Below are 12,325 nucleotides of genomic sequence, written 5' to 3' on the forward strand. Positions count from 1 at the left end.
CGGGCCGGCCGCCTCAGAGGGCGGCCTCGAATTCGTTGCCGTTGTTGTCGTGCAGGAACAGCTTCGCGTGGGAATGGCCGCGCAGTTCGAAGCTGAAGCTGGGGTTCTCGCTCACCGCCGGGAACAGGTCCAGGCGCGCCAGCACCTCGCCCTCGGGCGTGCGCAGTTCGGCGTGGTCGAGGTAGAACTCGGGGATGCCGCCGACCAGGCCGTTGTCCATCGGGTGCTCCACCTTCAGCCGCAGCCGGGTGTTCGGCCCGCGCGAGAAAGCCCCGCCGTGCACCTGGCCCAGGCGCTGCTCCCAGCCGGCCTGGGCGCGCACCACGCTGGGCGCGGTGCAGCCGCCGCCGGCGGCGTCGATCCAGGCCGAGCCCACGTGCCACACGCCATCTTCACCACGCAGCGCAGCGCGGATGGCGGTGGCCTGCTCGATGCGGATGCGTACCGCCAGCAGCGCCTCCAGGCCCTCGCCCGGGTAGAGCGTCAGCACGTGGGGGATGGGGTTCAGCTCGGCCCACAGCACCAGGCGCTCGAAGCGCCCGGGCAGCTGCCGCGCGTCCACCTCCACCGGCACCTGCCGCGCGTCCTCGGCGAAGGGCGGCACGCCCAGCTTCACCCGCTCGTCGAAGACGAAGGGCTCGCCGCCGAGCAGGCGCTTGTGGTGGTAGTCCCACATCACCGAGGGCACCGGGTCGCCCTCCACCGCCGCGGCCAGCAGCGGCAGGCCGCACAGGCCCAACAGCAGGCTACGTCTACGCATCCCTCCTCCTCGTGCTATTGCACGTCCTGGTACAGCCCCGGCAACTCGTAGCGCACGCCGTAGCCGGCGTAGAGCTTGGCCAGCTCGCCGCCGCGCACCAGTTCCTCCAGCTCGCCGTCGAGGGCGTTGGACAGTTGGCGGTTGCTCTCGTGCACCGCCATGCCGATGTCCCAGTCCGGCTGGCCGAGGCTGGGGTAGGTGTTCTCGGCGTTCTTCAGCTGGTCGTCGTGGGCCTGGGCGCGCATCCAGTCCAGCTCGCCGCGCAGCGCCATCACCGCGTCCACCTTGCCGGCGCGCATGGCGTCGAAGGCCGCCTGGGTGCTGGGGAAGTGCACGGTCATGGCGCTGAGCTGGCCGCCCAGCACCGAGGTCAGGTAGAACGAGGGCACGTTGTCCAGTTCCACGCCGATGCGGTGCTCGCGGAACGCCGCGATGGTGTCCACCTGCGGCAGCCTGCGGGCGTCGTTGACCACCTGCCAGCGCTCGCGCTGGTAGGGGCCGAACATCACCACCTGGTCGTTGGCCAGCTCGCCGACGTCGTTGCGCTTGTTGGAGTAGTCGCGGTCGTAGGGCACCCGCAGCATCACGTCGGCGACCACGCCCGGGCGCAGGTAGTGGCCCTTCCAGATGAAGTTGCGCAGGTCGTCGTCCAGGCGCTCGCCGGGAATCACCCAGAGGAACTCCGCGCGCAGCCCCAGGCCCTGGGCCAGGCGCGTGGCGAGATCCACGTCGATGCCGTGGGGCTGGCCGTCCTGCATGAAGCTGTAGGGCGGGAAGTTCTGGTAGACCGCCACCCGCAATACGCCGGAAGCGACCATGTCTTCGTAGGGCCGGACCTTGGCCTCGGCCTGCCCCAGCAACAGGAGCAGGCCGCACAGCAGGCTGAGCAGGCGCATGGCGGCGTCACTCGTCCACGTGCACGCTTTCCAGGTAGCTGCGGATAGCCCACAGGCCTTCCTGGCTGATGAAGTCGGCCATCTTCGGCATGTATACGGCGCCGTCGCGCACCGCGCCGTTGATCACCCGCTCCTTGAACCACTCGTCGCCCTCGGCGCCCAGGTCGAGCTTGCGCAGGTCGGGGGCGATGCCGCCGGACTTGGCCTCCAGGCCATGGCAGCGCGCGCAGTTCTGGTTGTAGGCGGAGGAGCCGATCTCCACCGCCAGCTTGTGGTTGGCGTAGGGCTCGCGGTACGGGTTGGTGTCGCGCCACTCCTTGCCCAGGGGCTCCAGGCCCTTGGTATCCACCGCTTGCGGGGTCACGTTGCCATGGGCCAGGGCCAGGGCCGAGACGCTGAGGCCGGCCAGCACCAGCAGGCCGCGCAAGGAGTTCTTCTTGTTCATCACTTCATTCCTCTGGGGGTAGGACAAGGCACGGGCGCCACCGGAGGCGCTCCTCGACCATGTTAGGAAGCCCCGCCCCCGCCCCGAATGCTGCTTTGGATGCCCCCGCCTACTCCCTTCGTACTAGGGCGCAGGGCTGCCGCGCCAGGGCCTTCGGCAGCAAGCCCAAGTCATGCCCCGACCGGGAACTTGTCCCGGCCGATGCGGGAGCTTTTCCGTTTCCGCTGGGGCGGCTGGCTCCCACCATGGAACCGCCGCGGCCCGAGCAGCGGCCCGCCGTTTCTCGACCCAACACCAAAAACGGGAACCCGAAGATGACAACAAGAACCTCCCCCGCCTCTTCACCCACGCCTGCCGGCCCCCTGCGCCTCGCCCTGCACAGCCTGACCCTCGCCATCGCCCTGGGCGCCGGCGGCGCGGCGCTGGCCAAGGACGTCAGCTGGGACGACATCGCCAACGATCACAAGACCACCAGCGACGTGCTGCAGTACGGCATGGGCACCAATGCCCAGCGCTGGAGCCCGCTCAAGCAGGTCAACGCCGACAACGTGTTCAAGCTGACCCCGGCCTGGTCCTACTCCTTCGGCGACGAGAAACAGCGCGGCCAGGAATCCCAGGCCATCGTCAGCGACGGGGTGATCTACGTCACCGCCTCCTACTCGCGGCTGTTCGCCCTCGACGCCAAGACCGGCAAGCGCCTGTGGACCTACAACCACCGCCTGCCCGACGACATCCGCCCGTGCTGCGACGTGGTCAACCGCGGCGCAGCCATCTACGGCGACAAGATCTTCTTCGGCACCCTCGACGCCTCGGTCGTGGCGCTGAACAAGAACACCGGCAAGGTCGTCTGGAAGAAGAAGTTCGGCGAACACGGCGCCGGCTACACCATGACCGGCGCGCCGACCATCGTGAAGGACGGCAAGACCGGCAAGGTGCTGCTCATCCACGGCAGCTCGGGCGACGAGTTCGGCGTGGTCGGCCGCCTGTTCGCCCGCGACCCGGACACCGGCGAGGAAATCTGGATGCGGCCCTTCGTCGAAGGCCACATGGGCCGCCTGAACGGCAAGGACAGCAGCATCACCGGCAACGTCAAGGCGCCGTCCTGGCCGGACGACCCCAGCTCGCCCACCGGCAAGGTCGAATCCTGGAACCACGGCGGCGGCGCGCCCTGGCAGAGCGCCAGCTTCGACGCCGAGACCAACACCATCATCGTCGGCGCCGGCAACCCCGGCCCGTGGAACACCTGGGCGCGCACCGCCAAGGGCGGCAACCCGCACGACTACGACAGCCTCTACACGTCCGGGCAAGTGGGCGTGGACCCGAGCACCGGCGAGGTGAAGTGGTTCTACCAGCACACCCCGAACGACGCCTGGGACTTCTCCGGCAACAACGAACTGGTGCTGTTCGACTACAAGGCCAAGGACGGCAAGATAGTCAAAGCCACCGCCCACGCCGACCGCAACGGCTTCTTCTACGTGGTCGACCGCAGCAACGGCAAGCTGCAGAACGCCTTCCCCTTCGTCGACAACATCACCTGGGCCAGCCACATCGACCTGAAGACCGGCCGCCCGGTCGAGCGTGAAGGCCAGCGCCCGCCGCTGCCGGAACCGGGGCAGAAGCACGGCAAGGCGGTGGAAGTCTCGCCGCCCTTCCTCGGCGGCAAGAACTGGAACCCCATGGCCTACAGCCAGGACACCGGCCTGTTCTACGTGCCGGCCAACCACTGGAAGGAGGACTACTGGACCGAGGAAGTCAGCTACACCAAGGGCAGCGCTTACCTGGGCATGGGCTTCCGCATCAAGCGCATGTACGACGACCACGTCGGCAGCCTGCGCGCCATGGACCCCACCAGCGGCAAGGTGGTGTGGGAACACAAGGAGCACCTGCCGCTGTGGGCCGGCGTGCTGGCCACCGCCGGCAACCTGGTGTTCACCGGCACCGGCGACGGCTTCCTCAAGGCCTTCGACGCGAAGAACGGCAAGGAACTGTGGAAGTTCCAGACCGGCAGCGGCATCGTCTCCCCGCCCATCACCTGGGAACAGGACGGCGAGCAGTACATCGGCGTGACCGTCGGCTACGGCGGCGCCGTGCCGCTGTGGGGCGGCGACATGGCCGACCTGACGCGCCCGGTGGCCCAGGGCGGTTCCTTCTGGGTGTTCAAGCTGCCCAGTTGGGACAACAAGACCGCCAGCCGCTGAGCCCACCGACCGCGCCCCCAGGGGCGCGGTTTTCCATGCCCCGGGAGAAAGCCATGAAAACCACCACCCTGCTCGCCGCCCTGCTGCTGGCCGGCCTGGCCCACGCCAGCGACGAATCCGCCGACACCGACGACGACGCCACCGTCATCGCCCACTGCCGCATCGCCCCCGGCAGCCAATGCCCCGGCGCCGACCTGCGCGGCGCCGACCTGAAAGGCCAGGACCTCAGCCGCATGAACCTCGCCGGCGCCGACCTTTTAGGCGCCGACCTGCGCCACGCCACCCTCGACCTGGCCAACCTGGAAAAAGCCAACCTGCGCGGCGCCAACCTCACCCGCGCCAGCCTGCAACAAGCCAACCTGCGCGCCGCCGACCTCTCCGGCGCCAGCCTGGTGGCCATCCAGGCCTGGGGCCTGTTCGCCCAGGGCGCCCAATGGCAAGGCGCCGACCTGACCGCCGCCTACCTCGAATTCGCCCGCCTGAGCGGCGGCAAACTGCACCAGGCGAACCTGCGCGCAGCGGACCTGGAGATGACCTGGCTGTCCCGTGCCGACCTGAAGGGAGCGGATTTGCGCGATGCGAATCTGCAGGAGGTGAAGTTGGCGGAGGCGAATCTGGAAGATGCGGATTTGCGGGGGAGCAAGCCGAGGTTCGGGAATTTCCAGGGGACGAATATGCAGGGGTGCAAGGGGTGTCCCGGCGGGTGGGATTGAGCGGCACCGACTGTAGGAGCGAGCTTGCTCGCGAACAAACCACGCCTTGGGGAACGGCCCCGACGCCATTCCCCAAGGCCAACAGCGGGACCTATTTCGAGTGGCCGGTGGCGCCAGGTAGTCCTCGCGGGAGAACAGGCCCTTCTTCTGGCTGCCGGCGGGGGGAAGTGTCATGTCGCAGCCTCTCGTGCCAGTTCTGCCTCACGTCGGCGAATGGCTTCATCCCATTCGGGGGAGCGCTTGGCCCATTGTTCGGGTGGTAGGGGTTTGGACCATTCGACTATGGCAGGGTCGGTCAAATCGGGAGGCGGCGCCAGCTTCCAAGTTTGCAGCATGGCTGCCAAGGGGGTCCCGAAGGCGACAATCGTAAATATCAGCCATAGTGCTTTACCGAACTCCTTGGCGAGCAAGTGCTTTTTTATGCCGGCATAGAACATCCAGATACTTCCCCAGATGGCTCCCCGCCCCCCCAATAGTTTTCGTGTGCCTTCCAGGTCATTTTCCAGTGGCACCGCTTCCGGCCCTATTTCCATATAGCTGCGCATGCATTCCCACAAGCGCATCGCTGTTGTGCCGCCGCCGCAACTGAACCCCATGCTGCAGTCCCGTTCGCCTTCCTTCGCATTCGGGTCCGGGTTCTTGAAACCCACCACCAGCATGCCTTGGGTGGTCTTGCCATGGCGTCCCACCGAGTCCATGGCAATGGCCTGCGCCACCACGGTTTCCCAGGGCACTATCCAGTAACTGCCGTCTTTCTGCGGTACGCAGACTTCGCGGCGTTGGCGGTTGAAGCGGGTGGGAAGTGGTACAGGCTTGGCCAGGCTATAGAGGAGCATCAACAGAGGAATGCCAATAACGAGAGAGAACAATATGCTGAACATCCAGAGAAGTTCACCATAGTCTCGTACATTGATGATCAAAAAGATGGCTATTAATAGTTGTGGCCAAAGAATCATCACAAACGAGCCGATGCTGTACTGGCCGATATCGAGAAACACCTCGTTCTTGCGCCAGATGGTATTGAGCACATCTTTTGGAGGCTGCCCGGTGGGAATGGCCGGTGGCGCCAGGTAGTCCTCGCGGGAGAACAGGCCCTTCTTCTGGCTGCCTGCGGGTGGCAAGGTCACGTCGCAGCCTTCCCTGCTAACTCCGCCTCACATTGTCGAATGGCTTCGTCCCACTCAGGGGAGCGTTTGGCCCATTGTTCGGATGGCAGGGGGTTGGACCATTCGACTATGGCGGGGTCGGTCAGATCGGGAGGGGGGATCAGCTTTCGCTCCTGTAGATAAAAACCTAGCGGAGCGCCTAGAAAGAAGGTGAAGAAAACGTCCTTGAGCGCGGACTTGACGTTTCCCTTCAATAGGGAACGAATGGCATCGCCCATGATGCTCAAGAACCAACCCAGTAGACTTCTACCGGTTTTCTCTCCTTCGAAATGGCATTTAGGCACCGCCTCGGGACCGATCTCCATATAACTGCGAATGCACTCCCACAGACACATCGCCGTAGTACCGCCACCACAACTGAACCCCATACTGCAATCCCGTTCGCCTTCCTTCGCATTCGGGTCCGGGTTCTTGAAGCCCACCACCAGCATGCCTTGGGTCGTCTTGCCATGGCGCCCCACCGAGTCCATGGCAATGGCCTGCGCCACCACGGTTTCCCAGGGCACTATCCAGTAGCTGCCATCCTTCTGTGGTACACAGACTTCGCGGCGTTGGCGGTTGAAACGGGTAGGTGGAGGGACAGGTTGGGTCAGGCTATAGAGCACGAACGAGGAAGGAATTCCGACAATGATCAGACCAGCTACCAGGATGAACAGAGAAAACTCGGGCAACGACTCCCTAAATGGCACCCCCATAGCCAGCAACAGGAGAATCATAGGCCACACAATCATCACAAACGAGCCAATGCTGTACTCGCCAATATCAAGAAACACCTCGTTCTTGCGCCAGATGGTATTAAGCACATCCCTTGGGGGCTGGCCGGTGGGAATGGCCGGTGGCGCCAGGTAGTCCTCGCGGGAGAACAGGCCCTTCTTCTGGCTGCCGGCGGGGGGAAGTGTCATCGAGTTTCCTTGGGATGCAGGTGGTTCTCGCCAGTCAGGCGGTAGGTTTGTGCACGGTCCAGTTCCGGGGTAGGTTCGCCGGGGCGCAATGTGACAGGTGCATTTTCCGCCGTCAGGACATAGGCCAGGCCCTGTTCTCCACCAATGGTCGTGATACCGGCCAGGTCTGCCAGCGGGTTGTGGTAGTGAAGGCGTAGCGAGAGACGCACCTGGGTCTGGCGGAAGGTGCCGCTCAGGCGCAGGCCCTGGCCTTGGTCCGCCGGTATCCAGGTGCATTGGCTGCGCTCCAGCCAGAGATCGCCGATATCCAGGTTGGGCTGGTCGTTGCTGCGGAACATGCGGAAGTGGTCGGGTACGGGACTGCCGATCAGGCTCAGGTCCAGTTCGACACTGGACGGCTCGGCACCCGGCAAGTCGATGGTCAGGCGCTGGATGGCCTCCAGGCTGACGGTGTCGCTCAGGGAGCCGGGCACCCGCTGGGACTTGCTGTCCACGCTGACGCGTGGCTGGTAAAGCAGTATCAGCAACTGGTCGAACTCCCGTTGCTGCTGCTCGGCGGGAATGGGATCGGTATTGCCGGCGCGAGTCTTGGACCAGCAGCAGTTGGCCAGGTACTGCTGCAGCGGTGTGGATTGCCGCCACCATGCAAAAAGGTAGACTCCGCCCAATGCGAGCAGCAACAGATTGATCGGCCCCATGCCCAGGCGGAAGCGGCGGATGGCTGTGGGCGTATCAATGCGCTTGGCCAAGCGTAGAAAAGTCAAACCGAGCCCCAGGGTGGCCTGGGCGCCATAAGCGGTGATCTGCCCCACCACAGCCAACCGACGGATTTCTATCCAAGGATCGATACTGCTCTGGGCCGCCTCTACCTGGCGGCCAAGGCTGAAAAACTCTGTCCCCGAAGCACCAAGCGACAACAAGCCAACAAATCCACCAAACAGCGTCAGGGTTGGTGCAACAAACGAGAGTTGGCCTTTGGTCAAGGTAAATTCCTGCACCCCCCGCCCAACAATCACCCAATTCTGCACCACCGCCACCAATGCCGCTCCCGCATAGAGCGTGGCCGAAATGGTCTCGGCCCGGCGCTGGGTATCCATCCGCTCCAGGGCATGGGCTTGCGCCAGGTAACTCTCGGCATTGAGCGCGTTGACCAGCAGCGCCGCCAGCGGCAGCAAGCCGCCGCTGTTCTGTACCGCGGGGCTTTGCAGGATGCTGGCGGCGCGGCCCTGGCCGATGGCCTGGGCGGTGTTGTTGACCCACTGGCCGAGCTGTTGCGCCTGCTGGCCGAGCAGGCGCCAGGTGGCCACGCCGTTGTTCAGGGTGCGGACCAGCGGGGCGCCGGCGCCCAGGCGGGTGACCAGCAGGGTGCCCAGCCATTGCCCCGGCAGGGCGCCCTTCTGCTGCAGCGCCAGCAGCACGGCGCCCAGGCGGGCCACGGTGAGGCTCCAGTAGCCGTCGACGTCGCTGGCCAGGCGCTGCAGCGCCTGTACGGTCGCGGCGCCGAGCAGGTGGGTCAGGGCCTCGTGGGTGGCGCTCAGGTTGTCCTGGGCGAGCGCCGCCTGCAGCTCGCCCAGGCGCGCGGTGTTGTTCACCGCCGCTTCCAGCGATGGGCTCCAGCCCAGGAACAGCAAACGGAAGACGCCGCCGTCCTTGGCGCGCAGGAAGTCGCTGAACTGCTCGACGCCCTGGCGGCGATGGCACTGGGCGCTGAGGCAGGCGTCGGCCAGTTCGTCCAGCCAGCACTGGTGCTGCGGGTTGTCGTGCTCGACGAACCAACTGCCCAGGTCGTGGCGCGGCAGGAAGGCCTGGCGGTCGGCATAGAGGCTGGCGTGGCGGGCCTCGACCTGGCGGAAATGCGCCGGGGCCTGCTCGTCCAGCCAGCGATCCATGCGTTCCAGGTCGATGTATTCGGCGACCTTGGCGCTGGCCCGGCCGCCGGCGAGCTGGCTGGCCTTGTCCTGGCGGTAGTCGCGCACGATGTCCTGTACCTGCTGCTGCAACTCGGCGGGGATGAAGGCGCGCAGCGGCGCCAGGCGTTGTTCGCGACGGCGGGCGATATCCGCGATGCGCTCGTCGGTGGCGGCGTGACCGATGCGCTGGCGCTCGTGGACGTTGACCTGGGTCTCTTCGTCCAGCAGGGCCTTGAGGGGCACCTGGGCGGCGAGCAACTGCTCGCCCTGCTCGGGGGTGAGCTGGATATCGTGTTCGCGGTAACGGTAATTGAGCAGGCTGGCCAGCTCGCCACCGTCCTCGCGGACCAGGCTGCGGATGAAGCCGCCGACGTTCTGGCGCAGGTTGTTGTCGGCCATCCAGGCTTCATGGCGGGCTTCCAGCTGTTCCTGCTCGTGGTTGAGGTCGCGCAGCACGCCCAGGTCGTCGTCGAGCACGGCGAGCACCGCATGCAGTTCTCCGGCCTCGCTGCGTGCGCTGTCCAGCCACGCCGAGGTGGCGGGCACTTCCCACACCTGGGCGCTCCAGGCGCCCGGCGCGTCCTCCTGCTCAGCCTGGGGGTGGCGCATGGCGGCTTGCGAGCCGGCGTTGTACCACTCCATGGCGTGGATATAGGCGCGCACGTTCTCCTGGGTGGGGGCGGCGTTCATCCGCTCGGCCAGTTCCCGGGTCCGTCGTTTGTCCGCCTCGCGGTTCTGCGCATGTTCCTTGGCCAGAACGCGTTCGCGGACCTCCGGCATCAGTTCGGCCAGCAGCGTTTCACTTGCGTCGAGCGGGGGGCAGTGCGGTGCCTGCAGGCGCAGGGCGACCTCGCCCAGGGCAACGTGGCGCATGCGCCGCTGGCGGATGCCGGCCTCCGCCAGTTGGGCGCAGGCGTCTGCGCCGAGGGGGATTTCGCTGTACAGGAGCCAGGCATCGTGGCGCTTGTCCAGGGCGAAGCCGGCCTGGCTGCCGCGCAGCAGGACGCTCTCGTCGGCCGTCAGGGGCTGCGCCTGCAGCAACCCGTCGGCGGCCACGGCATAGCGTTGCAGCGGCCCCTGCGCATGCCAGAGGTAGAGGAAGCCACCGCGCAGGCGGCGCAGGGCCATGGGGTGGCTGCTGGCGCGCACGGCCGGTTGCAGGCTGGCGTGGCGGGCGGGGTGCTCGGCCAGGGCGTAGCGCGCCGGGACGACGTACAGCTCGTTCTGGCGCGCCGGGCAACTGGCGATCGGGTTGCGGGCGTCGTCATGGCTCATGCCGTGCAGGCGGTTGGGGTTGCTGATCATGAAGCGCTCCTATACGAACCGCCGAGGCGGGATAACCCGGCATGGCAGCAGTTCGAATAGGGGAGGTGAAGTCGGCTTGAGCCCGTATTGGTGCGTGAAAAATCCGGGGTGGATTGGGCAGGGTATTGGACGTGGGGGGCAGGAAGCTGTCATCCGCCTTCGGCTGCCATATCGTCAACTGTGTTCCCCCCTCCTCCTTGCGCCTCCGATTGACAGCCCCACGGCAACGCCCTAACGTCGCCCAGCCGCCCAACAGGGCGGTTCGGGATTGGCGTCCCGACCCTGGATTCAGGTGCCTGAGCGAGTGTTCGGGCACTTGGCATGGCTGCACCTGTGTTATGGGCGGGCCGTGCGGGGCGTCTTCGGATGCGCCGGAACTCTAGGCCGGTACGCCAACTTGTACGGTCCGGCCTCCCTGCAACCCAAGTTCCCATCCCCTCAAGAACACCGCCCCGTCGGAGCTTTACGACGCCGCCCAATCCCGCCAATCGGCCCAGGTCAATCTGCTGCGCCTGCTGGCTGGCGCCCCGGACCTGGGGGCGCCCGGCGAGGATGTGCTGGATGGCACTTTCAGTTCGCTGGAGTACCTGGCGGCCGATGCAGAGCGGTTGTATGCCGCCGCTGAGAAAGGCGGCCGGGCGTAGGGAGCGTGATACGAAGCGTCAGCCGCTGGTGGTGGGTGGCGCTTCGCTTCATATCGGTCCTGTAGGACGGCAGCGCCGAGGTGCTCGCTCCTACGAAAAGCCGTGCCTACCCGACCCCGCCGCACCCACGCCATTCCTCCTGTAATTGGATGGACTCACCCTCACCGAGGCGTCGAGGCGCCACGGTGGCGGTCTAAGAAGCCACCGACAGTGAGGGTGAGTCCATGAAAAAGCATACGACGATGAATAAGCCGGTGTCTGCAACCGATGTATCGGTGTGCATGACAGTCGCCGTGGATCTGGCGAAAAAGGTCTTCCAGGTGGCGGGGGAAGACGCCCAGGGTCAACTGGCGTACGAACAGCGAATCAAGTCGCGTGAAGCGTTTCAGGTGTTTCTGCAGAAGCTGCCGGAGGGCGTGACGGTGCTGATGGAGACCGGTCCTGGAGCACAAGCCTGGGCCCGGCTGCTGCAGGCGCAGGGCAACCTGGTGCGTATCCTGCCGGCCCAGCGGGTGGCCGAGCACCGGAGCGGAGCGAAGAATGATCGCAATGATGCCCACGCCATTCTGCGGGCGGGCCGGGATAGCAGTATTGCGTCGGTACCGGTGAAGAGCGTCGCGGCACTGGCGATGCAGGCCTGGCACCGTGTCCGGCGGGGCTATGTGCGGCGGCGCACCGCCATGGGTAATCAGATCCGCGGGCTGCTGCTGGAGCAGGGCATCGCCCTGGCGCAGGGGGATGTGGGCTTGAAGCAAGGTGTCACCCGGGTGCTGGAAGACGCCCGCCAGCCGTTGCCGGCGCTGCTGCGCGAGCTGATCGACGAGATGCTGAACGAATGGCAACGGCTGGGCGAGCGTATCGCCGCGCTGACCGGGCGTCTGGAAGCCTGTGCCGCCGCCGACCCGACAGCCAAACGGCTGATGACGGTACGTGGTATCGGTCCGATCACGGCCACGGCCTTGCTGGCCAAACAGGTCGAGCCGGAACGTTTCGCCAATGCGCGTCAGTTCGCTGCCTACTTCGGCATCGTGCCCGACCAGCACAGCAGCGGGCAGAAGGTACGGCTGGGCAAGATGACCAAACGTGGCGACGCCTATGTGCGCAGCCTGATGGTCGTGGGCTCGCATGCGGTGTTGAAGCAACTGCGGCCCGATTCCGAACACCCGGACGATCGGCGCCTGCAGCGCTGGCTACAACGTCTGGGGCGCAAGGGCGCGGCAGTACGACTGGCCAACCGCAACCTGCGTATCGCCTGGGTGCTGCTGTGCAGCGAACAAACCTACCAGCGCAAGCCGAATGCTTGCCGGGAGATGGAAATGAGCCACTGATCAACGAGTTCCCGCCAACGGGGCGCCAAGTCGCTCCAACCCTTGCTGAAGAACATTG

The 12,325-nt window shown here is 65.9% G+C and carries 9 protein-coding genes; 3 read left to right on the plus strand and 6 right to left on the minus strand.

Going from position 1 to position 12,325, the window contains the following annotated elements:
* Positions 1-13 precede the first annotated feature (13 nt).
* Genes IG194_RS00110 through pedF form a run of 3 tightly spaced genes read right to left on the minus strand, consistent with a single transcriptional unit; the run spans position 14 to position 2,101 of the window.
* Entirely contained in the window at positions 14-760 is a 747-nt protein-coding gene (locus IG194_RS00110) for a quinoprotein dehydrogenase-associated SoxYZ-like carrier (RefSeq protein ID WP_058490066.1), read from the minus strand.
* Between the two features lie 14 nt (positions 761-774).
* Positions 775-1,656, minus strand: coding sequence for a substrate-binding periplasmic protein (locus IG194_RS00115; protein WP_058490067.1), 882 nt, complete (start codon positions 1,654-1,656; stop codon positions 775-777).
* 7 nt (positions 1,657-1,663) lie between these two features.
* Complete coding sequence (gene pedF, locus IG194_RS00120; protein WP_009622924.1) at positions 1,664-2,101, minus strand: cytochrome c-550 PedF; 438 nt, start codon at positions 2,099-2,101, stop codon at positions 1,664-1,666.
* Positions 2,102-2,415: 314 nt separating this feature from the next.
* Here pedF and exaA point away from each other — a divergent pair, with 314 nt between their 5' ends.
* Both exaA and IG194_RS00130 read left to right on the plus strand, forming a co-directional pair.
* Positions 2,416-4,299, plus strand: coding sequence for a quinoprotein ethanol dehydrogenase (gene exaA / locus IG194_RS00125; RefSeq protein WP_058490069.1), 1,884 nt, complete (start codon positions 2,416-2,418; stop codon positions 4,297-4,299).
* Positions 4,300-4,352: 53 nt separating this feature from the next.
* The gene (locus IG194_RS00130; RefSeq protein ID WP_058490070.1) at positions 4,353-5,012 is read left to right on the plus strand and encodes a pentapeptide repeat-containing protein; all 660 of its coding nucleotides are present in this window, start codon (positions 4,353-4,355) and stop codon (positions 5,010-5,012) included.
* Between the two features lie 170 nt (positions 5,013-5,182).
* Here the strand turns inward: IG194_RS00130 and IG194_RS00135 are convergent, their stop codons facing one another.
* The 3 genes from IG194_RS00135 to IG194_RS00145 are packed head-to-tail and all read right to left on the minus strand — an operon-like array spanning position 5,183 to position 10,295.
* Complete coding sequence (locus tag IG194_RS00135) at positions 5,183-6,139, minus strand: hypothetical protein (protein WP_058490071.1); 957 nt, start codon at positions 6,137-6,139, stop codon at positions 5,183-5,185.
* Positions 6,136-7,080, minus strand: a complete 945-nt coding sequence (locus tag IG194_RS00140) for a hypothetical protein (RefSeq protein ID WP_058490072.1) — start codon at positions 7,078-7,080, stop codon at positions 6,136-6,138. Before IG194_RS00140 ends, IG194_RS00135 begins: the two co-directional genes overlap by 4 nt.
* Positions 7,077-10,295: a toxin VasX gene (locus IG194_RS00145; RefSeq protein ID WP_192353631.1), complete on the minus strand. Its 3,219-nt coding sequence runs from the start codon at positions 10,293-10,295 to the stop codon at positions 7,077-7,079. The genes IG194_RS00140 and IG194_RS00145 overlap by 4 nt, the downstream gene beginning before the upstream one ends.
* Before the next feature lie 886 nt (positions 10,296-11,181).
* On the opposite strand from IG194_RS00145, the gene IG194_RS00150 reads away from it, so the two are divergent.
* Complete coding sequence (locus IG194_RS00150; protein ID WP_083540403.1) at positions 11,182-12,267, plus strand: IS110 family transposase; 1,086 nt, start codon at positions 11,182-11,184, stop codon at positions 12,265-12,267.
* The last annotated feature ends 58 nt before the right edge of the window (positions 12,268-12,325 follow it).

It is taken from the genome of Pseudomonas sp. ADPe (assembly GCF_014843515.1).
GTDB classification, from domain to species: domain Bacteria; phylum Pseudomonadota; class Gammaproteobacteria; order Pseudomonadales; family Pseudomonadaceae; genus Pseudomonas; species Pseudomonas citronellolis.